The sequence below is a fragment of the Leisingera aquaemixtae genome (assembly GCF_001458395.1).
Lineage (GTDB): Bacteria > Pseudomonadota > Alphaproteobacteria > Rhodobacterales > Rhodobacteraceae > Leisingera > Leisingera aquaemixtae.
Genome location: NZ_CYSR01000030.1, coordinates 390,704 through 412,146 on the forward strand (window position 1 = coordinate 390,704; position 21,443 = coordinate 412,146).

Annotated in this window: 18 protein-coding genes; 10 read left to right on the forward strand and 8 right to left on the reverse strand. The window is 66.2% G+C overall.

Annotated elements, in window-relative coordinates:
- Window positions 1-85: 85 nt before the first annotated feature.
- The 3 genes from PHA8399_RS15460 to PHA8399_RS15470 all read right to left on the reverse strand — a co-directional run bounded on the left by PHA8399_RS15460 (window position 86) and on the right by PHA8399_RS15470 (window position 6,141).
- Window positions 86-1,360, reverse strand: coding sequence for an MFS transporter (locus tag PHA8399_RS15460; protein WP_058287008.1), 1,275 nt, complete (start codon window positions 1,358-1,360; stop codon window positions 86-88).
- A 188-nt stretch (window positions 1,361-1,548) separates the two neighbouring features.
- Window positions 1,549-2,613 carry a tRNA preQ1(34) S-adenosylmethionine ribosyltransferase-isomerase QueA gene (gene queA, locus PHA8399_RS15465; RefSeq protein ID WP_058287009.1) on the reverse strand — a complete coding sequence of 355 codons (1,065 nt, stop codon included), beginning with the start codon at window positions 2,611-2,613 and terminating at the stop codon, window positions 1,549-1,551.
- Between the two features lie 60 nt (window positions 2,614-2,673).
- Window positions 2,674-6,141, reverse strand: coding sequence for a YhdP family protein (locus tag PHA8399_RS15470; RefSeq protein ID WP_058287010.1), 3,468 nt, complete (start codon window positions 6,139-6,141; stop codon window positions 2,674-2,676).
- Between the two features lie 50 nt (window positions 6,142-6,191).
- On the opposite strand from PHA8399_RS15470, the gene PHA8399_RS15475 reads away from it, so the two are divergent.
- The 6 genes from PHA8399_RS15475 to PHA8399_RS15500 all read left to right on the forward strand — a co-directional run bounded on the left by PHA8399_RS15475 (window position 6,192) and on the right by PHA8399_RS15500 (window position 12,170).
- Entirely contained in the window at window positions 6,192-6,653 is a 462-nt protein-coding gene (locus PHA8399_RS15475; RefSeq protein ID WP_058287011.1) for a peroxiredoxin, read from the forward strand.
- Window positions 6,654-6,991: 338 nt separating this feature from the next.
- Window positions 6,992-7,834, forward strand: a complete 843-nt coding sequence (locus tag PHA8399_RS15480) for a ferritin-like domain-containing protein (RefSeq protein ID WP_058287284.1) — start codon at window positions 6,992-6,994, stop codon at window positions 7,832-7,834.
- A gap of 89 nt (window positions 7,835-7,923) precedes the next feature.
- Window positions 7,924-8,460 (forward strand): ribosome modulation factor, encoded by a 537-nt coding sequence (locus PHA8399_RS15485; RefSeq protein WP_058287012.1) that lies wholly within the window; start codon window positions 7,924-7,926, stop codon window positions 8,458-8,460.
- 224 nt (window positions 8,461-8,684) lie between these two features.
- Window positions 8,685-10,016, forward strand: a complete 1,332-nt coding sequence (locus tag PHA8399_RS15490; protein WP_058287013.1) for a M23 family metallopeptidase — start codon at window positions 8,685-8,687, stop codon at window positions 10,014-10,016.
- The gene (locus tag PHA8399_RS15495) at window positions 10,006-10,545 is read left to right on the forward strand and encodes a bactofilin family protein (RefSeq protein WP_058287014.1); all 540 of its coding nucleotides are present in this window, start codon (window positions 10,006-10,008) and stop codon (window positions 10,543-10,545) included. The genes PHA8399_RS15490 and PHA8399_RS15495 overlap by 11 nt, the downstream gene beginning before the upstream one ends.
- A 254-nt stretch (window positions 10,546-10,799) precedes the next feature.
- The gene (locus tag PHA8399_RS15500; protein ID WP_058287015.1) at window positions 10,800-12,170 is read left to right on the forward strand and encodes a calcium-binding protein; all 1,371 of its coding nucleotides are present in this window, start codon (window positions 10,800-10,802) and stop codon (window positions 12,168-12,170) included.
- A gap of 52 nt (window positions 12,171-12,222) precedes the next feature.
- Here PHA8399_RS15500 and PHA8399_RS15505 read toward each other — a convergent pair whose 3' ends face one another.
- From PHA8399_RS15505 to PHA8399_RS15515, 3 genes are all read right to left on the reverse strand, one after another.
- Window positions 12,223-13,185, reverse strand: coding sequence for a DUF3179 domain-containing protein (locus tag PHA8399_RS15505; protein WP_058287285.1), 963 nt, complete (start codon window positions 13,183-13,185; stop codon window positions 12,223-12,225).
- A gap of 154 nt (window positions 13,186-13,339) precedes the next feature.
- Window positions 13,340-13,888: a peptidylprolyl isomerase gene (locus tag PHA8399_RS15510; RefSeq protein WP_058287016.1), complete on the reverse strand. Its 549-nt coding sequence runs from the start codon at window positions 13,886-13,888 to the stop codon at window positions 13,340-13,342.
- Window positions 13,881-14,387, reverse strand: coding sequence for a peptidylprolyl isomerase (locus tag PHA8399_RS15515; protein WP_058287017.1), 507 nt, complete (start codon window positions 14,385-14,387; stop codon window positions 13,881-13,883). Before PHA8399_RS15515 ends, PHA8399_RS15510 begins: the two co-directional genes overlap by 8 nt.
- 140 nt (window positions 14,388-14,527) lie before the next feature.
- Here PHA8399_RS15515 and PHA8399_RS15520 point away from each other — a divergent pair, with 140 nt between their 5' ends.
- On the forward strand, window positions 14,528-15,718 hold the full coding sequence (locus PHA8399_RS15520; protein ID WP_058287018.1) for a phosphoglycerate kinase: 1,191 nt from the start codon (window positions 14,528-14,530) through the stop codon (window positions 15,716-15,718).
- 66 nt (window positions 15,719-15,784) lie between these two features.
- On the opposite strand, the gene PHA8399_RS15525 is transcribed toward PHA8399_RS15520, so the two are convergent.
- Window positions 15,785-17,419, reverse strand: a complete 1,635-nt coding sequence (locus PHA8399_RS15525; RefSeq protein WP_058287019.1) for an acyl-CoA dehydrogenase family protein — start codon at window positions 17,417-17,419, stop codon at window positions 15,785-15,787.
- Between the two features lie 231 nt (window positions 17,420-17,650).
- On the opposite strand from PHA8399_RS15525, the gene PHA8399_RS15530 reads away from it, so the two are divergent.
- A complete protein-coding gene (locus PHA8399_RS15530) occupies window positions 17,651-17,950 on the forward strand; it encodes an FtsB family cell division protein (protein WP_058287020.1) in 300 nt (99 codons plus the stop codon).
- A gap of 51 nt (window positions 17,951-18,001) precedes the next feature.
- Here the strand turns inward: PHA8399_RS15530 and PHA8399_RS15535 are convergent, their stop codons facing one another.
- A complete protein-coding gene (locus tag PHA8399_RS15535; RefSeq protein WP_058287286.1) occupies window positions 18,002-18,757 on the reverse strand; it encodes an SDR family oxidoreductase in 756 nt (251 codons plus the stop codon).
- Between the two features lie 280 nt (window positions 18,758-19,037).
- Here PHA8399_RS15535 and pdhA point away from each other — a divergent pair, with 280 nt between their 5' ends.
- Together pdhA and PHA8399_RS15545 are read left to right on the forward strand one after the other, a co-directional pair.
- Window positions 19,038-20,051, forward strand: a complete 1,014-nt coding sequence (gene pdhA, locus PHA8399_RS15540) for a pyruvate dehydrogenase (acetyl-transferring) E1 component subunit alpha (protein WP_058287021.1) — start codon at window positions 19,038-19,040, stop codon at window positions 20,049-20,051.
- A 16-nt stretch (window positions 20,052-20,067) separates the two neighbouring features.
- Window positions 20,068-21,441, forward strand: coding sequence for a pyruvate dehydrogenase complex E1 component subunit beta (locus PHA8399_RS15545; protein ID WP_058287022.1), 1,374 nt, complete (start codon window positions 20,068-20,070; stop codon window positions 21,439-21,441).
- Window positions 21,442-21,443 lie beyond the last annotated feature (2 nt).

Consider the following 21,443-nt stretch of genomic DNA (forward strand, 5'->3'; position numbering starts at 1 on the left):
CATTACAAGTAACCTTGGGTCACAAATTGCGACAGGCAAGACCTGCGAGTGAAATAATCCTCACGAAAACGGCTGGTTAGCGCAATCACTTCTCCGCAGCGGCGGATTCCTGCTCCTCCAGCTCGGTGTCGATTGCGTATTCCTGGGCAAACTCGACCGCCACCGGCGTTGCCGTCGGCGACATAGCGGCATAGCTGCCGGTCTCCTCAACCGGGATCGAAGCACGCTGGGTCGCACGGTACAGCGCATAGCCGGCCATCACGAACATCAGCGCGGCGATGAAGGTGAAAAAGCCCGGAGGCCCGAACACCGCATCCCCCATCAGCCAGCCGGTGATCAGCGGCCCGGCGATGGCGCCCAGCCCGTTGATGAAGATCAGCCCGCCCGAGGCCGCCGCCATGTCGTCATGCTCCAGGTAGTCGTTGGTATAGGCGATCAGCAGCGAATACAGCGGGTTCGACAGGCCGCCGATAAAGAAGGCCGCGACCAGCAGCATCTTGAAATCCGTACCGAACAGGAAGCCCGCCACAGCGCCGCCACCGCCCGCCAGGGCCGCGATCAGGATCAGGAAGCGGCGGTCCATGCGGTCCGACAGCCAGCCCAGCGGATACTGCAGCAGCAGCGCCCCGACATAAAAGGCGGAGACAAAGATCGACAGCTGCGTCAGCGTCAGCCCGGCGGCAGACCCGTACACCGCGCTCATCCCGAACTGGGCCGAGAACACGCCGCCCAGAAGGAACATGCCGACACAGCCCAGGGGCGAGGTCTCAAACAGCTTGCGCAGGGTCATCGGCTTGGTGGTGTCAAAGGCCGGGGTCGGCGAGATTGACAGCAAAATCGGCGCGAAAGAGATCGAAACCAGGATCGACGCGATGATGAAGGCCTCATACCCGGCTGGGTCGCCGACCTGGATCAGCCCCTGCGCCGTGATGATGCCGATGGTCTGCACGATCATGTAAAGCGACAGCGCCTTGCCGCGGTTGGTGTTGTCGGCGGCGTTGTTCAGCCAGCTTTCGGCGGTCACATACACGCCCGAGAAGCAGAACCCGATGAGTATGCGCCCCAGCGCCCAGGCGATGGTGTTGGGCAGCAGCGGATAGAGGATCATCACCGCCGAGATAAAGGAGGCCAGCGCCGCAAAAACGCGCACGTGGCCGACCCGCCGGATCATCTCCGGCGCCAGCCGCGAGCCGCCCAGGAAGCCCACGAAATAGGCCGCCATCACCAGGGACATCTCGAACGAGGAGAACCCCTCCAGGTCGCCCCGGACCCCCAGCATGGTGCCCTGCAGGCCGTTGCCCACCATCAGCAGGCAAACGCCCAACAGCAGCGCCCAAGCGCTCGAAAGTACCTGAAGCATTCCGATGCCTCCTTTGAAAGCAAAGCAGCCCTCCACAAGGGACGGGCTGCCATCACATTTGAATGTTATGTCCGGGCGATCAAGGCTCGCGTGGCCGGTATCGCCGATTCTGATTTCGGTTTCATGACCCTGCGCGCGTGCTCAAGGGTCTTCATTGCGGCGCTTGTCGGTGATTTCGCGCCTTTTCTCTACGGTGTATCCGCCTTCGCCGGGATCAAAAGCGACGCATCGCCATAGGAAAAGAACCGGTAGCCGCTGCGCACCGCATGGTCATAGATCCGCCGGATCTCCTCCTGCCCCATCAGGGCGGAGACCAGCATCAGCAGGGTCGATTTCGGCAGGTGGAAATTGGTCATCAGCGCGTCCGCCACCTGAAACTCAAATCCCGGGTAGATAAAGATGTCGGTGTCGCCTTCCCAGGCGTGGATCTGCCCGTCTTTGGCGGCGCTCTCGATCAGCCGCAGCGCGGTGGTGCCGACCGGAATGACCCGGCCGCCCGACGCTTTGGTTGCCGCAATGTCCGCCGCCGCGCCTTCGCTGACCTTGCCCCATTCCGCATGCATCCGGTGGGTGGTCACATCCTCCACCTTGACCGGCAGGAAGGTGCCCGCGCCGACATGCAGGGTGACATAGGAAATCTCGACCCCGCGCGCCTTCAGCGCCTCCAGCAGCGGCGCGTCGAAATGCAGCGACGCGGTCGGCGCTGCCACCGCGCCCGAATTCCTGGCCCAGACGGTCTGGTAATCGGTCTTGTCCTGCTCGTCCGCGGCGCGCTTGGCGGCGATATAGGGCGGCAGCGGCATCGCGCCCGCCTCGGCCAGCGCGGCGTCGAAATCGGTGCCGCTGAGGTTGAAGCGCAGGTGGCCCTGACCGTCCTCGATGGCTTCCAGCGTCGCGCTCAGATCCTCGGAGAAGACGATCTCCTCGCCCTCGCGGATCTTCTTCAGCGGCTTCAGCAGCGCCGCCCAGTTGCCGTCGGCGCGCGGCTCCAGCAGAGTGGCCTCGATTTTCGCCGATACCAGCCCCTGCGCGCTGTCGCGGTGGCGCTGCCCGCTCAGGCGCGCCGGGATCACCTTGGTGTCGTTCAGCACCAGCCGGTCGCCGGGCTGCAGCCAGTCCACCAGATCGGTCACACGGCCGTCGTGCAGATTGCCGCCCGCAGCCACCAGCAGCCGCGCCGAGCTGCGCGGATTGGCAGGCCGGGTGGCAATCAGAGCGTCGGGCAGGTCAAAGTCGAAATCGCTGAGTTTCATGGCGCGCGCTATAGGATGTGCTGCAGGGAAAATCTATGGCGATTTTCACCGCCAGCCAGTTTACTTGTTGGCCCCTCGCGGGGTTTGGACCTGTTCCTCGCCCTCCTCCAGCACTTCGCCGTCGACAGAGAACGCCCTGTCGTCCCCCGGCACTTTCGGCGGCGGGCCGCGGAAGATCTCGCGCAGGAAGCCCGGCGCCAGCCCGGCCAGCGGGTTAACCGAGACCGACGGGTCATCCGCGGTGCCGCGCAGGGTGAAGGTAAAGCCGAACAGCCCCTCGCCGTCCCGGGGCGACAGCACCCGCCCGATGGCGTTGAGCAGATACACCGGCGAGATCACGCCGCGCATGTTCAGGCGGCTGCTATTCAGATCGAAATTGCCGTCCAGCGACAGCCCCATCGACGGCCCCACGGCGCTGCTCTGATGCAGAATCAGATGCGAGCCGCCCAGCCGGAACCGCGCGTCCATGCTGGTGAACAGGATGCCCTGCCCGGTCATTTCGTCCAGCAGCCCGACCAGGCTGATCGCATTCAGGATCGCAGCCATCGAGGGCGCGTTGCGCACCCGGATGTTGCGCACGCTGACCCGCCCGTCGTACTCGCCTGGCCTGTCCGCGGGGACCAGCGTCATGTCGAAACTGCCGCCGCGGCCATGCTCGAAAATCCCGGCAGAGCGGAACACGCCGCCGGCATCATTGGCACGGATGCGCGCCGCGGTGCCGTTGTTCTGCGGCACCACGGTGCCCGCCACCGGCGTCTGCCCGTTCAGGCGGGCGGTGAACTCCCCGTTCATGCCGCCCTGGGTCGAGAACCGCCCCTGAAAGCCTTGCAGCCCGATGCTGTCGGTGACCTGCAGGTTCTGCAGGCGCAGGCTGATCGGAACCGGCCCGCCGCTGCTGCCGCCGCCGCCGCTTCCGGAGGCTGCCGAAAACGGCGAGCGGCTCAGGTCCAGCCTGCCGCCGGTCACGTCTATGGCGGGCGGCGCGTTGCTGCCGCGCCCTCGGAAGGTCACCGCGCCCTGGAACCAGTCGCCCGCCCGCGCCGAGGAAAACACCGCCTGATCCAGCCCGCCGCCCTCGCGGGTGGTCACCCGGCCCGCGGCCGCCAGCCCGGGCGCTTCCAGTTCCAGCCGCTCCACCGTTGCGGTCCGCCCCAGCTCCGCCGACAGCGACAGCTTGCCGGATGCCGCCTCGCTCTTTTGCCAGCCGATTTCCGCAATCCTCAGGCCGACCCCCGCAAGGTCGGACTCCAGCTCCAGCTCAGGCGGCGCGCCGGGCTGCAGATCCACCGTGTAACGGCCCTGTCCCTTGCCAAAGACAGATCCGCGCGGCAGGCCCAGGTTAAAAGCCGACACCGCGTCTGCCGACAGTTCGATGGTGCCCTCGGCCCGGCTGCCCCGGGGGGCGTCCTTGCCGGTCTTTTGCGCCCAGCTGACGGTCACTGGCACGCCCGACAGGCTGCCGCTGCCGCTGATGCGCACCTCGCCCTGGTTGCCTTCGATCTTCAGCAGCGGCGCCGCCGCGGTATGGCCCGGCACCAGCTTGCTGGTCTCCACCGCCCGCGCCTCGCCGCTGTAGTGGTAGAGGATCTCCTCCGGCTGCACGCCCTTGCGCAGCGGCAGCGACAGCGTGCCCGTGGCCTCCACCTGCCCTTCGGCCAGATCGACCGGCAGCGACGCCTTGTCCATCACCTCAAGCGGCTCGCGGTTCAGCAGCGACAGCGCCGCCGTGACAGAGCCGCGCGCAGCAATCCGGGCAATGCCGGGGGTGCCGTCGCGCACCGTGGTATCCGGGATGATGAAGGAGGTGCCCGTCACATCCACGTCCCCGCCCAGATCCGGCGTGACCACCCCGTTGGACGCGGTCACGACAAAGCGGTTGCCGTAGAGGCTGAGCTGACCCGCCGCCTGCCGCACCGGCGGCATGAACTTCTGAAACAGCACCTCAGCCTCCTCAAAGGCCAGGTCCAAGCTGATGAAAGGCTTGCCGCTGCCGCGCCCGCGCATGTGAAAGCCCACGTCGCGCACCAGTCCCGCATGCAGGTTGTCGCGCACCCACTCGCGCGGTTTGGAGGCCAGCGCCTCGGGCCACAGCTGCTTGATCCGGTCCGCCCCGACCTGATCGACCCGCCCGTTCAGGTCGTAGTCCCAGCCCTCAGGCCCGGCCCCGATCTCGCCGTCCAGGTGGATCCGGCTGGCTCCGTCGCGCACCAGCATCTCCCCCAGCCGCAGCCGGAAGGGCTTCAGCCGCAGATCGAAATCCGCGTCCACCGCCGGGAATTTCACCGGCGTCTCGAACAGGCGGCACGGGTTCAGCTCCAGATCGGCAAAGCGCAGCTGGCCGGTCAGCCCGGTCAGCTGCCCGTTCTGGATCCCCGCCAGGCTGGCCTGCCCCTGCATCACCCCGGAGCCCCAGCCGCTTTGCACGCTGAGTTCGGCGAATTCCAGCATCTGGGCCGCCGGGTCATAGGTGAAATAGCTGCGCGCGCCGGTGATCGGCACCGGCCGGGTCTGTGCCTCCGGCTGGATCACCCCTTCGCCGATCCTCAGGCTGGCCTGCACCGGCTCCAGCGTGCCGTCGCCGCGCACCCCGCCGCGCAAGGAGCCGGAAATCGGCGCCCGCAGCACCCCCAGCCAGCCAAGCGCCGGGCTTTGCAGGGCGATGTCCTCGCTGGCGATGTCCGAGACAAGAACCCCGAATTCCGCCTCCGGGCTGCCGATCTCGGAGATATAGCTGGCCTCGACCGCGCCCACGTCGCCGCGCCCGCTCAGCACCGAAAACACCGCCGAGGCCGATACCGCGCTGCCGCTTTTCTGCAGCCGGATCTGGCCGCCGTCCAGGGTCCAGGCGCGGCCCAGGCGGTCATCGGTGTAAGACAGCGTCAGCTCGCTGGTCTCCACTCCCCGCAGCGCCGCCAGCACGGGTTTGTCCAGCTGGCTGTCCCACTGCTTGATCAACTGCACCAGATTGCCTGCCTGACGTGCCGGCAGCCCGCCGCTGGCAAAGCTCAGCGCCAGGGTGCCGTCCGGATTGCGCCGCAAAACCGCGAACAAGCCGCTGAGCGAGATCTGCTTGGGCTGGATCCTGCCGCGCAGCAGCGGCCGCATCGCCAGGCTGGCCTGGGCATCCGCCAGCTGGGCAAACACCGCGCCGTCCGGATGGCGCAGCACCACGTCCTTGAGGCTGACCCGCGGCCGCCAGCCCTTGCTGACGACCACATGGATGGCGCCGAATTCGATCTGCAGCCCGTTCAGGTGCCGCTCGATCCGGGTCTCCACCCGCTGGCGCAGCCAGTCCGGCGCATCCAGCCGGGTGCCGAGGCCGAAATAGATCGCGCCGGCCGCCAGAAAGCTCAGCAGCGCCAGCAGCCAGACCGCACCGCGCAGCAGCCGCCAGCGCCAGCGCCGCCGCGCCGGCGCCGCCAGACTGGCGTCCGGGCCCGGTCCGGGCCCGCGCACGGGCACGGCCTCGGCCGCAGTGCGGTTATTCTCGCCGGCAGGTTTGATCTCAGCTTTCCCTTTGCTGCTCATGGGTTATGGTTGCCGCGCAGTGAGTTGCGCAAATTACCGGAGACAGGCCAATGCCCGACGTTTCAGATCCCGCCCCTTCCTTTACCCTGCCCCGCAGCGGCGGCGGAGAGGTCACTTTGTCCAGCCTCAAGGGCGCGCCCGTGGTGCTGTTTTTCTACCCCCGCGATGATACTCCCGGCTGCACCAAAGAATCCATCGCCTTTTCAGAGGCTTTGCAGGCCTTCGCCGATGCCGGGGCGCAGGTTTTCGGGATCTCCAAGGATACCGTCGCCAAGCACGACAAATTCACCGCCAAACACGGGCTGACGACGCCGCTTTTGTCCGATGCGGACGGCACGGTGTGCGAGGATTACGGCGTCTGGAAAGAGAAGAGCATGTACGGCAAGAAGTTCTGGGGGATCGAACGCTCAACCTTCCTGATTGATGCCGATGGCCGCATCGCGCAGGTCTGGCGCAAGGTCAAGGTCGACGGCCACGCGGACGAGGTTCTGGCAGCCGTCCGGGCGCTGTAAGGCGCTTCGGCGCGCAGGCAAGGCAGCGCGCAGGCAAGGCAGCGCGCAGGCAAGGCAGCGTGCAGGCAAGGCAGCGTGCAGGCAAGGCAGCGTGCAGGCAAGGCGGGGCGCTCCCGCCAGCTCTGCCCGCGCCCTGCCGGGCGCAGGCCGCGCTGTTGGGCCCGGCGCCGCCCCTGCGGGCGGCGCACACCGCGCGGGACGCGCGGCGCCCGGCCCAAGGCCGCCAGGGAGATCAGCCCGCTGATCGCCCGCGGGCGCGGGAGCCCTCCCGTTTCCGCTCTGGACTCCGCCGCCTGAATCAGGTGAACCCGGGCCAGCCGCTGCAACAGGAGACCCGCATGACCGATCAGCCCCTAACGCTCGCAGAACGCGCCGCCGAGGTGCTGAACACCGCGGACGGCCGGCAGAAGACCGCGCTGTCGCGCCGCCACGCCGCCGCCTGGTTTGCCTCCCGCAGCGGCACTGGCCCGGACATTGCCATCGGCACCGCCTCCCCGCCGATGCACCCGGCCCGGCCCGAAAAGCCCGAACTGCTGCATCCCCGCGACGTGCCCAAGCGCAAGCCGGGGTCAGAGGCGGGCCGCATCGCGCTGCTGCACGCCGTGGCCCATATCGAACTGAACGCCGTCGACCTGCACTGGGACATCATTGCCCGCTTCTCCCATGTGCCGATGCCGATGGGCTTCTTCGATGACTGGGTCAAGGCCGCGGATGAGGAATCCAAGCATTTCAACCTGATGTGCGACTGCCTTGAAGCCCTGGGCAGCCATTACGGCGCCCTGCCGGCCCACGCCGGCATGTGGCGCGCGGCGGAGGACACGGCAGAGGACCTGATGGGCCGCCTGGCGGTGGTGCCGATGGTGCTGGAGGCGCGCGGGCTGGATGTCACCCCCGGCATGATCGGCATCTTCCGCAAGGCGCAGCTCCCCCAGGCCGTCGAAGCGCTGGAGGTGATCTATGCCGAGGAGGTCGGCCATGTCGCCTATGGCTCCAAATGGTTCAACTTCCTCTGCGGCCGGAACAACCTCGACCCCAAGGAGGTGTTTCACGCGCTGGTGCGGAAGTATTTCCACGGCGCCCTGAAGCCGCCGTTCAACGAGGAAAAGCGCGCCGATGCCGGCCTGCCGCCGGATTTCTACTGGCCGCTGGCCGATCAGGCGCGGGACCTGCCGGGCAGCTGAGGCCAAGGGCCGGCCGCGCGGGCCGCAGCCGTCTTTACCAAACCGCCGCAGCCGCCTAGACTGGGACATCTGGACAGCCGGGTGATCCCATGTTCGAAAACGACTTCCCATTGCTGAGCACGGCCAGCCTCTCGGCCCTGATCCTGCACACCGCACGGTCCGGCCCGGTGACGCTGGACCGCTGCGAACAGGCGCTGGACGCCCTGTTCCGCCAGGCCAACGAGACCCCCGGCCTGCCCCCCGAAGACCTGCGCGAACGGCTGGCCGCCCGCCTGTCGGAGCTGGAGATCGCAGGCATCCTGGTCCCGGGCGAGCCGCTGCCGGGGGAGGATCCCAGCTGGCGGCTGACCAGCCGCGGCCATCAGGCGCTCATGCGGCATCCCGAAGGGCTTGATCAGACCGACCTCGCCCAATACCCCGAGTTCGCCGCCCACCTGCGCGCAACCGCCCATAAGCCCTGCGGCATGGACCCGCGCGCGCAAAGCTATGACGAGGGTTTCCGCGCCGGCATGGACGGCCAGCCCTTCACCGGCAATCCCTATGCCTTCGACACCGCCGACCACCAGGCCTGGGAAAGCGGCTGGACCGAAGCGCAGGAGGAACGGCAGAAAAGCCAGCCGGGCTGACCGGCCCCCCTTCTGCCCGGCACGTCCGCCGGCCGGGCCGGGGCATACCCCCGCAAACTCGGCAGATTTCCGCCTATCTGCCCGCCCTGCCGGCACGATCCGGGCCCGATGGGTCAACAGGCTTGCCCAATCGGCCCGCCCTGTCTATTCACTTCGCCCAAGGCACCGGATCCGCCCTGCGGCACCGGCGCACTTCGGGACAGGGACGGAACAGGGAACGGACTTTGCGCACACGGCTCGCGATCAGAATTCACGCCTTTCTGGAACGCCGCTTCCCCGAGCGGCGGGTGTTCCTCAAATCCGACACCGACACGCGTTTCATCCGGCTGCGGTCGGAGACCCAGCTGGCCGCGGTGGCCGGCATCACCCTGCTGGTCTCCTGGACCATTGTTGCCACCGCCATCGTGCTAATGGACAGCATCGGCGCCGGCAATTTCCGCGAGCTGGCCAAACGCGACCAGCAGACCTACCGCGAACGCCTGAATGCAATCTCCGACGAGCGCGACGCCCGCGCCGAGGAAGCCCTGGCGGCGCAGGAGCGGTTCAACGCCGTGCTGGCCCAGATCTCGATGATGCAATCCGAGCTGCTGGCCTCGGAGACCCGCCGCCGCGAGCTGGAAACCGGCATCGAGGTGATCCAGACCACACTGCGCGACACCATGAGCGACCGCGACGGCGCCCGCCGGGCCCTGGCAGAGCTGCAGGAAGAAACCCAGGACGAAAACGCCGCCCCGGCGGTCATGGCCAGCGCCGTGGAGCAGATGGACATGCTGGCGGGGGCCCTGACCGATACCGCAGCAGAGCGCGACCGGATCATGGCCGATGCCCGGGACGCCGTCGGCCAGCGCCAGGAGCTGGAACTGGAACTGCAGCTGATGGAAGAACGCAACGGCCAGATCTTCCGCCAGCTGGAAGAGGCGGTCGCGGTGTCGATCACCCCGCTGGATAAGATGTTCCGCAGCGCCGGCATGCCGCCCGACCGGATTCTTGAGCAGGTCCGGCGCGGCTACGACGGCCAGGGCGGCCCGCTTGCGCCCTTGGCGATGTCGACCCGGGGCGAGGAACCCGCCCCGGAAGAGCTGCGCGCCAACAGGATCCTTGCCCGGCTGGATCAGCTGAATCTGTACCGTCTGGCCGCGGAAAAGGCGCCGTTTGCCACCCCGGTCAATCTGGGCCATGTGCGCCAAAGCTCCGGATTCGGCTACCGCCGCGACCCCAAGACCGGCGGCCGCCGCCTGCATAAGGGCTTTGATTTTGCAGGCAGCACCGGCACCGACATCTTTGCCACCGCCGACGGCGTGGTGACCCACGCGGGCTGGCAATCCGGCTACGGCAAGCTGGTCACCATCCGCCACGCGTTCGGCATCGAGACAAGATACGCCCATAATTCGAAACTCCGCGTTACGGCCGGCCAAAGGGTCTCGCGCGGGGATCACATTGCTGATATGGGTAACACCGGACGGTCCACCGGGACCCACCTCCACTACGAGGTGCGGGTCAACGGGCAACCTGTAAACCCCATGATCTACATCAAGGCTGCGAGAAATGTTTTCTAAGAGCAAAATCAACGAGCCCGGGCCGAAGCAGGCCGACGCAACCCCGGCTGCCCCTGCCTCTGCCGCTCCGGCTGCGCCGACGCCCAGCGACTACAAGACCAGCGCGCCCAAGGCCAAGCCCGCCGCGTCGCTGCTGAGCTCGGACCTGCACATCACCGGCAACGTCAAGACCACCGGCGACATCCAGGTCGAAGGCACCGTCGAGGGCGACATCCGCGCGCATCTGCTGACCGTCGGCGAGACCGCCACCATCAAGGGTGAGATCACCGCCGATGACGTTGTCATCAACGGCCGCATCGTCGGCCGCGTGCGCGGCCTCAAGGTGCGCCTGACCTCCACCGCACGGGTCGAAGGCGACATCATCCACAAGACCATCGCGATCGAAAGCGGCGCCCATTTCGAAGGCTCCGTGCAGCGCCAGGACGACCCGCTGAACCCGGGCGGCCGCAAATCCGCCCCGGCCGCAGCCCCGGCTGCTCCGTCGGCAGCCGTTCAAGCCGCGACTGCGGCGCACAAGGCCGAAGGCTGAACTGCCGGTCGGCAGGCTTTCAACACTGCCGGGCCACACAGACACGAAAGCTGCGCCGCAAGCCTCCGCTTGCGGCGTTTCTTTTTTGCCTTGCGGGGGAACACTCGTAAAAGCTGCAAAAACGTTACAGTAACGTGACGGTAAAGATTTCCTTGCCTTGAACATTACTCCCCTTCTAGGGCAATAGACCTTTGAATTGAGTTGCCCAACAGGGTTTCAACCAAAGTATTGTCAAGTCCAAGGAGCTGTACCCAATGGCTACGTTTACCGTGAATGATTCCAGCAACAGCTGGGATGTCGGGGATCTTCAAACCTTCCGGGTCCTCAACCCGACACCGGGGACAGTCAACAGCAACCTTGTGGAAATCAACGGCACCACATACAGCGGCGCCAGTTTTTCGGCCAGAGTTACAGGCAGTTTCAGTGCATTTGGCACATCCGTCTATGGAACGATCACAAGCATCACATTCCAGATCAACGGATCAACAGTCTATACCGCCAGCGGTCTGGACGTGTCCTTCACCAAATATTCCAATAGCTACTCAACTTCCTCCTTCGAGGAGGAGGCCACAAAGGGCAACGACCTCTTCAGCATCAACTCGACCCGCAGCAGCACCTGGAAGCTGGGGGATGGCAATGACACAATCAATGCGGGAAGCGGCTGGGACTACATTTACGGTGGCAGCGGAACAGACAGGCTGATTGTCGATGGCGCCTTCTCCAACGCCAGCTTCTCCTCCAGCTTCAGCCGCATCATCCTTGACGGACCGGACGGCCGCGACACCCTGAACTCCATTGAGTTTGTCCAATTCAGCGACCGCACTGTCAGCCTGACGGCCGGGACCTCATATGCCAACACGCTCAATGGAGATAACAGAACGGCAACATCCCACGATGTCCTGCTCGGCGGCAGCGGCAACGATAGCATTAACGGATTCTCCGGACACGACCTGCTTCTGGGGGAAGACGGCAACGACAAGATTTCCGGCCACAGCGGCAGTGACACGCTGCGCGGCGGAAACGGCAACGACACGCTGCTGGGCGGTCTCGACGCCGACAGCCTGTTCGGCAACGGCGGCAACGACAACCTGGCTGGCGGCGACGCGAAGGACACGCTGAGCGGAGAGAGCGGAGACGACACGCTGAATGGCGACGGCGGCAATGACGTGCTCAGCGGCCAAAGCGGCAACGACCTCCTCGATGGCGGCCGCGGCAGCGACAAGCTTCTGGGCGGCACTGGCATCGACACATTGAAGGGCGGCAACGGCGCCGACACCCTGGCCGGCGGCGGCGGCGATGACACCCTGTCCGGCGGCACCGGCGGCGACCGCCTCAGCGGCGGCAGCGGGCGCGATGTGCTGCTGGGCCAGAAAGGCGACGACCTGCTGACCGGCGGCGGCCGCGCCGACACCTTTGTGTTCCACAAGGGCCACGGCAACGACACCATCACCGACTTCACCGCAGGCCAGGATCACATCCAGATCGGCCGCGGCGCCTCCCGCCTGGGCCAGCTGGATTTTGAGACACAGGGGGACGATGTGCTGGTCTCTTTCGCCGATGTGACCATCCTGGTGGAGGACATCAGCCTGGCGCAACTGCAGGACGCGGACAACTTCCTGTTCTGATCTGCCGGTCCGCCGGAGGTAACAAGGCGCGCCCTCCACGGCGCGCCTTTTGTCATTTCAGCATCCACGTGCCGTCCGGCCAGAAGGCATGGAAGGCAAAGGCGAACATCACGTCATGCGCTACATCGCGCCCCTGCCTGTCGCGCACCCGGACAGAGCCGATGTCGCGCCCCTTGGCGATGGTCCCCGCATCCAGCGCCGAGGCCTGGCCGGCCTGCCAGCTCAGCACCACGCCGGCCTCGCGGATCTCGCCTTCGCGTGCCAGGCGCGCCAGCGGCCAGGCCTGGCTGCCGACCCGCACCACCCGCTCCATCGGCGCCAGCCCATGCGGCGGCGGGGTGCCGTCATACAGGAACGGCCAGTCCGACCTGTCGTAGTTCACATAAGGGTTCTGCCCGTAACGCCGGTTCCAGCCCGGTTGCGCCATCACCAGCCCGTCCGGGTTGCGGGCGGTGAACTCCTGCCAGCTTTCCACCCAGCCGGGCAGCGTCTTCAGCCGGGTGCCGGTCATCCGCCCGACGATGCCGGTGCCGGTCGCCTGCTGCCACCAGCTTTGGGTTTCGCGGTCATACATCACCAGATCTGAATGGCGCAGCTTGCCAGTGACCCCAAAGCGTAGCACCCCGGCACCGGTGCGCCGGTCGAATGTCACCGCCGAATTGCACAGCGGGCAATAGGTCACCGCCACCGGCACCCCTGCCACCACATCGTTCACGATCTCATGCCAGGTCAGATAGCGCAGCGGATAAGCCCGCGGCGTGGCGCCCTCCAGCTCCAGCGTGATCACCGGCTCGCGCGGCTTGATCCTCCGGTCCTTTGCGGCCTGCACGAACCGCGGCGCATCCAGTGCCGGGATGCCATCCTTGGGCACCCCGCCGGAGCGGATCTCTTGCCAGTCCGCAACCAGCGACCGGCTGAAGTCGGTCTTCGGCCATTCCCTCTGCCAGACCTGCGGATCGGCTGCTGCAGTCAATGGCAACAGCAGCCCCAAACACAACAACAACCCCCTCAGCATGACCAGCACCTCCCGGTGCCAGTAAACGGCGGCAAAGCGGCGCGGAACAGGGGCGGGCACGGGCTTGTGACCGGCTGTCATCACCCCGCACAAGCAAAGGCCCGCCCCCGGAGTGCCGGGCGCGGGCCATCTTCTTTCAGAAAGCCAGAAGGCCTTATTCGGTCACGCTCACCTTGGCCATGGTGTCAGGCTGGCCGATCACCGCGCCATTGGGGCCGGCGCCGCGCTTGATCGCATCGACCACATCCATGCCCTCGGTCACCTTGCCGACAACCGTGTACTGGCCGTCCAGGAACGGGCCCGGGGCAAACATGATGAAGAACTGCGAATTGGCGCTGTCCGGGCTCTGCGACCGGGCCATGCCGACGACGCCGCGGTCATAGGTGATGTCGGAGAACTCAGCCGCCAGATCCGGGCGGTCAGAGCCGCCCTGCCCGGCCCGGCGCATGTCGCCGCCGGCCTTGCCGAACTCAACATCGCCGGTCTGCGCCATGAAGCCTTCGATCACGCGGTGGAACACCACGCCGTCATACTGGCCCGCTTCGGCCAGCGCGGTGATCTGCTCCACATGCTTGGGCGCCACGTCCTCAAAGAGGTCGATCTTGATGGTGCCGTTGGCTTCGCCCGCGACCTGGATTTCCAGACCAGAAGCAAAGGCAGGCCCTGCCGCCAGCAGGGCCACCAGCGAAAGCGCCTTATGCATCCGCAGCCACCTTGACGGAGATCATCCGGTCCGGGTTCGCAGGCGGCTCGCCGCGGGTGATCGCATCCACGTGCTCCATGCCGTCGATGACACGGCCATAAACGGTGTACTGACCGTTCAGGAAGTGGTTGTCCTTGAAGTTGATGAAGAACTGCGAGTTTGCGCTGTCCGGGTTGGCCGAACGGGCCGCGCCCAGGGTGCCGCGGTCATGCGGCAGCTTGGAAAACTCGGCCGGAACATTCGGCAGGCTGGAGCCGCCGGTGCCCGCCATGCGCAAGTTGAAGCCGTCTTCCATGTCGCCATTGGCCACATCACCGGTCTGCGCCATGAAGCCGTCGATCACCCGGTGGAAGCAGACGTTGTCATACTCGCCGGCACGGGCCAGTTCCTTCATCCGCTCGGAATGCTTCGGCGCCACGTCGGGCAGCAGCTCGATCACCACATTGCCGTCTTTCAGCTCGATGATGATGGTGTTTTCGGGATCTTTGATCTCGGCCATGTGGCCCTCCTGTCGTCGAAATTTGCAACGATAGTTAAGGCCAGCGCCCGGAAATGCCAAGGGAGCATTGACTGATGCGCAAAAACCCCCGAAACAGCCCGCGGATTTGACTGCACTTTCACCATAAGGGGTCTCTTGAGATGGGCTGGAAAACACTCGACGACATGGATCTGAACGGCAAGCGCGTGCTGGTGCGTGTGGACATCAACGTGCCGATCGTCGAAGGCGTGGTGACCGACTCCACCCGCATCCGCCGTATCGCCCCCACCGTGCGCGACATTCTGGCGGCAGGCGGCAAGCCGATCCTGCTAGCCCACTTCGGCCGCCCCGGCGGCGAGCGCCGCGAGAACCTGTCCCTGAACCAGCTGGTGCCGACGCTGGAGCGCGCCTTTGACACCCGCGTGCTGTTTGCCGCCGATTGCGTCGGCGCCGGCGCCGAGGCTGCTGCCGATGCGCTGCAGCCGGGCGAAGTGCTGCTGCTGGAAAACACCCGCTTCCACGCCGCGGAAACCAAGAACGACCCCGATCTGGCGGCCGGCATGGCGCGGCTGGGCGAGGTTTACTGCAACGACGCCTTCTCCGCCGCTCACCGCGCGCATTCCTCCACCGAGGCGATCGCCCGCCTGCTGCCCGCCTGCGCGGGCCGCCTGATGCAGGCAGAGCTGCAGGCGCTGGAAAGCGCCCTGGGCAAGCCGAAGCGCCCGGTGACCGCAGTGGTCGGCGGCGCCAAGGTCTCCACCAAGCTGGAACTCCTGGGCAACCTGATCGAAAAGGTCGACCACCTGGTGATCGGCGGCGGCATGGCCAACACCTTCCTGGTGGCCAAGGGCCTGCCGGTCGGCATCTCGCTGGCCGAACGCATCATGAAGGACACCGCAGCCGAAATCCTCGCCAAGGCCGAGGCCGCAGGCTGCGAGATCATCCTGCCCACCGACATCGTGGTCGCCAAGAAGTTCGAATCCAACGCCCCGCATGAAATCCTGCCCGCCGATCAATGCCCCGAGGACGGCATGATCCTGGACGCAGGCACGGAAAGCCTCGCCCGCATCATCGAGGTCTTCTCGAAAAGCAAGACGCTGATCTGGAACGGCCCCCTCGGCGCGTTTGAGCTGGAACCGTTCGACGCCGCCACCAACGCCGCCGCGCTGAAAGCCGCAGCGATGACCCGCTCCGGCCAGCTGATCTCGGTGGCCGGCGGCGGCGACACCGTGGCGGCGCTGAATGCCTCCGGTGCGGCGGGCGACTTCACCTACATCTCCACCGCCGGCGGCGCCTTCCTGGAATGGATGGAAGGCAAGACCCTGCCCGGCGTCGCCGCGCTGGAGCAGTAAACTCCAAGCTGCAAGAACTCTCCGGCCCAGCTGCAAAGCTGGGCCTTTGTCTTGTCCAGGGTGGACTTACGCGCCGCGGAACCGCGCCAGGATCGCGTTCACATCCAGCCCCGCCACCGATCCCGGCAGCGATCCGCGCTCCCCGGCAACCCTGCTGGTGACATAGCCCTCCGCCACCGCAGCAGGCGCCGCGTCCATCAGGCAGGCCGCCGTCATCAGCGTGGCCAGGCTTTCGGCAAACCACCGCGCCTCCGCCTCATCCGGCAGCCCGGGCCAGCGCGCCCGGTGCGCCGCCAGCCCCGCGTCATAGCGCCGGTCGCCGCCCCTGGCCCCGTCCAGCAGCGCGTTCAGCGCCGCCGCGGCCCGCGGCTCCCTGGCCAGCGTGCGCAGGATATCGAGGCAGATCACATTGCCCGACCCTTCCCAGATCCCGTTCAAGGGCGCCTCGCGATACAGCATCGGCATCGGCGTCTCCTCGACATAGCCCATGCCGCCCAGCACCTCCATCGCCTCGCCGATCACCGGGATGCAGCGCTTGTTGCCCAGGTATTTTGCCAGCGCCACCCCGATCCGCGCCAGCGCCCGGCTGTCCGGATCCGGCCGGTCAAAGGCCGCCGCCATCGCCATGCCCGCCGCCAGCGCGCCCTCGGCATCCAGCACCAGATCGGCCAGCACCGCGCGCATCAGCGGCTGGCCGATCAGCGTCTTCTGAAACGCCGCGCGCTCCTCGGCCCACCAGAACGCCTCCGCCAGCGCCGCCCGCATCAGCCCGGCAGGCGCCAGCGCGGTGTCCAGCCTTGTGTGATGCACCATCTCGATGATGGTGCGCACGCCCGCGCCCTCTTCGCCCACCCGGTAGGCCAGCGCCTCCGCATATTCGATCTCGGAACTGGCATTCGCGCGGTTGCCCAGCTTGTCCTTCAGCCGCTGCAGCCGGATGCCGTTGCGCCCCTCCTCCAGCCAGCGCGGCACCAGAAAGCAGGTCAGCCCGCCCTCCGCATAGGCCAGCGTCAGGAACCCGTCCGACATCGGCGCCGAGCAGAACCACTTGTGCCCCGTCAGCCGGTAATGCGCCCCGTCCCGCACCGCCCGGGTGGTATTGGCCCGCACGTCAGAGCCGCCCTGCTTCTCGGTCATCGCCATGCCCAGCGTCGCGCCGCGCTTGTGCGCGACGGGCCGCACCGCCGGGTCATACTCCGCGCTCAGCAGCTTCGGGTGCCACAGCGCCGCCAGATCCGGCGCATTGCGCAGCGCGGGGATCGCGGCATAGGTCATGGTCATCGGGCAGCACACGCCCGGCTCCACCTGGTTGAGCATATAGACATGCGCCGCATGGGTGACATGGCCGCCCGGCGCGCCGTCCCAGGCGGCATGGGCATAGCCCAGCCGCTGCGCCGCCGCCATCACCTGATGATAGCCCGCATTGAACCGCACCTCGTCCAGCCGGCGTCCGGAGCGGCTGAACAGCTCCAGCCGCGGCGGATCGCGCCGCGCCTCCGCAGCGGCCTCCAGCAGCGTTTCACTGCCGTATTCCGCCCCGGCACGGGCCAGCGCATCCGTGCGGCCGCCGTGATGCGCCGCATAGGACCGCAGCGCCGCGTCCTCAGCCCACAGATCGCGCCCGCCGCGCGGCTGCGGCTGGTTCTGCACCTCATGAGTTCCCAAATCGCCGCGCCCGGCGCAGGCTGCCCTGTCTTGCATCGCTGATCCTCCCTGGGCCCAGCCTGCGCAAGCCGCCGCGCCGTGGCCAGCACAGCGCCGCGTCACCGCCGGGCTGCCGTAACGGCAGCGCCGGGGCCAAACCGCAAAAAATTCCCCCTGTGGACAGTTTTGGGATTCACAAGCCGATTCGGTTGTGGCATACATAAGACAGACGCCGGGAAACGGCGCAAAATCAAAACACTACAGCAGTAACATACAGGCACTCCCAACGTGACCCGAAGCCCCCGGCCGTCTTTTGGCGCCATCGCCTTCTTTGCAATCGCCTTCGCGCTTAGCGCGTATTTCACGTTTGCGGCGGTGCAAGGCGACTTCGGTCTATTCCGGAGGGTCGAGATCCAAGCCGAAGCAGAAGAACTGCGGCTGGATCTCGGCCGTCTCCACTCCCACATCGGCGACATGGAAAACCTGACCCGGCGGCTCTCCGACGATTACCTCGATCTCGACCTGCTGGATGAACAGGCCCGCTCGGTGCTGGGCCTGGTCCGCGCCGACGAGATCGTGATCCGCTGATCCATTCGGCAAGGAACGCCGTCGGCCGCACTGCAGCCAGCGGCAGCCCAGTCAAATCAGACGGGCCGAAATACCGCCATCCACGGAAACCGGAGCACCGGTCATGAAGCTTGCCCTGTCCGACAGCAGGAACATGGCAGACTGGGCGATTTCCCTCGGCTCCGCCATCCGCTTGAGCGGGTGCAAACCGGCGATGAACTCATGCACCGCCGGATCGTCGCCGGCCATATCCGTTTTGGTCCCCCCCGGCAGGATCGTATTCACCCGGATCCCTTCAGCCGCATGCTCTGAGGCCAGCGATCGGGTCAGCCCCAGCAACCCGGCCTTTGAAGCGGCATAGGCCGCCATGCCCGGCATGCCGCCATTGCTGACGCCCACAAAGGTTCCGGTAAAGACAATGGCTCCACCGCCCCGTCTTTGCAGCGCGGGGATCTGGGCCCTCGCAGACAGAAACGCGCTGGTGAGGTTGGTTTCAAGGACGGTTTGCCAATTGCCGGGCTCCATCTCCGTAACGGGGCCCGCATCCCCCATCATGCCGGCATTGTTGAACGCGCCATCAAGGCCGCTAAACCGCTCCTCCGCCAGATCTGCAAGCGCCTTGGCGTAAGCCCCGTCGCAGACATCCCCGGCCAGAAAAGCAGCGCGCCCGTTACTTTGCTCAATCTGCCCTGCAATGGCTTCCAAACGTGCTTCCCGGCGCGCGCCCAGCACCACATTTGCCCCTTCGGCGGAGAACAACAGCGCTGCGGCAGCGCCGATCCCGCTGCTGGCTCCGGTGATGATGATTGTCTTGTCTTTCAGTTCCATGGTCATGCCTTTCTGTTTGTGCATGCCATACAGGTAAGGACGAAGGCTAAGGCCGGGCGACCCGGTTCTTGCGCTTGCAGTGCAGCCCGGACCGTAACCGCAAGATCCGGGCCGGACCTCCCCCTGCGCCCGCCCCCGGGTGCCGCCTTCCTGCGCGCCTATCGGCGGATCTTTACGCCGCGTCCGCTCCGCGTCAGAATAGCACTATTCAGCCGCGGCAAAACCCGCTATGAATTTGTTTAACACTAAACTATCTAGCCTTCAGGGGGAGCTGACCACCATGGCCGCTAGAAAAAGCGTAAAGAAACCAAACGTTTCTGCCGAAGAACTGACCCACTACTACCGCGAGATGCTGCTGATCCGCCGATTCGAAGAGAAATCGGGCCAGCTCTACGGCATGGGTCTGATTGGGGGCTTCTGCCACCTCTACATCGGCCAGGAAGCCGTTGTCGTAGGGCTTGAGGCCGCCGCCGAGGAAGGCGACAAACGCATCACCTCCTACCGCGACCACGGCCACATGCTGGCTTGCGGCATGGACCCCGACGGCGTCATGGCTGAGCTGACGGGCCGCGAAGGCGGCTACTCCAAGGGCAAGGGCGGCTCGATGCACATGTTCTCGAAAGAGAAGCATTTCTATGGCGGCCACGGCATCGTCGGCGCCCAGGTGCCGCTCGGCGCGGGCCTCGCCTTTGCCGACAAGTACAAGGGCAACGGCCGCGTCACCTTCACCTATTTCGGTGATGGCGCCGCCAACCAGGGCCAAGTTTACGAGACCTTCAACATGGCCGCCCTGTGGAAACTGCCGGTGATCTTCGTGATCGAGAACAACCAGTACGCCATGGGCACCTCGCAGCAGCGCTCCACCTCCAGCGCGGAGATCTGGGAACGCGGCAAGGCCTTCGGCATCCCGGGCGAAGCGGTGGACGGCATGAATGTCCTCTCCGTCAAGGAAGCGGGCGAACGCGCCGTGGCCCACTGCCGCAGCGGCGACGGCCCCTATATCCTTGAGGTCAAGACCTACCGCTACCGCGGCCACTCGATGTCGGATCCGGCCAAGTACCGCACCCGCGAAGAGGTCCAGAAAATGCGCGAGGAGCGCGACCCGATCGAGCAGGTCCGCGACATGCTCCTGACCGGCAAGCACGCCACCGAAGAAGACCTCAAGGCGATCGACAAGGAAATCAAGGACATCGTTTCCAAATCCGCCGACTTCGCCAAGGAAAGCCCGGAGCCGGCCCTGGACGAGCTCTGGACCGACATCTACGCGGATGAAGTGCCGCAGGAAAACGCCTGAGAGGGAAGAACAAGACATGGCAACTGAAATTCTGATGCCCGCCCTGTCGCCGACCATGGAGGAAGGCACCCTGGCCAAATGGCTGGTCAAGGAGGGCGACACCGTAAGCTCCGGCGACATCCTGGCGGAAATCGAAACCGACAAGGCGACGATGGAGTTTGAAGCCGTCGACGAAGGCACCGTCGGCAAGATCCTGATCGGTGAAGGCACCGAAGGCGTCAAGGTGAACACCCCCATCGCGGTGCTGCTGGAAGACGGCGAAAGCGCCGATGACTACCAGGCCTCCAGCGCCAAGGAAGAGGCCCCGGCTGAGGAAGCACCCTCTGACGAACCCGCCGCCGCCGCGCCGCAGAAGGCCCCCGCGATGCCTGCCAAGGTGCTGGAGCCGGATTACCCGGAAGGCACCGAGATGGTGCAGACCACCGTGCGCGAAGCGCTGCGCGACGCCATGGCCGAGGAAATGCGCCGCGACGAGGACGTGTTCCTGATGGGCGAGGAAGTCGCCGAGTACCAGGGCGCCTACAAGGTCAGCCAGGGTCTGCTCGATGAATTCGGCGCCAAGCGGGTGATCGACACCCCGATCACCGAACACGGCTTTGCCGGCATCGCCACCGGCGCGGCCTTCGGCGGCCTGCGCCCGATTGTCGAGTTCATGACCTTCAACTTCGCCATGCAGGCGATTGACCACATCATCAACTCCGCGGCCAAGACGCTTTATATGTCCGGCGGCCAGATGGGCGCCCCGATGGTGTTCCGCGGCCCCAATGGTGCGGCCGCCCGCGTCGGTGCCCAGCACTCCCAGGACTACGCCGCCTGGTACATGCAGATCCCGGGCCTCAAGGTGGTGATGCCCTACTCCGCCGCCGACGCCAAGGGTCTGATGAAGACCGCGATCCGCGATCCCAACCCGGTGATCTTCCTGGAGAACGAAATCCTCTACGGCCGCGCCTTCGACGTGCCGAAACTGGATGATTTCACCATCCCCTTCGGCAAGGCCCGGATCTGGCGCGAAGGCTCCGACGCCACCATCGTCTCCTTCGGCATCGGCATGCAGTACGCGCTGGAAGCCGCCGAGAAGCTGGCCCAGGACGGCATCAGCGCCGAGGTCATCGACCTGCGCACGCTGCGCCCGATGGACCTGCCCACGGTGATCGAGTCGGTCAAGAAGACCAACCGCCTGGTCACGGTCGAGGAAGGCTGGCCGCAGGGTTCCGTCGGCAGCTACATCGCCTCCGAGGTGATGCAGCAGGCGTTCGACTATCTGGACGCGCCGGTCATCACCTGCACCGGCAAGGACGTGCCCATGCCCTATGCCGCCAACCTGGAACGCCACGCGCTGATCACCACGGATGAGGTGGTCGAGGCGGTGAAGCAAGTGACCTACCGCTAAGG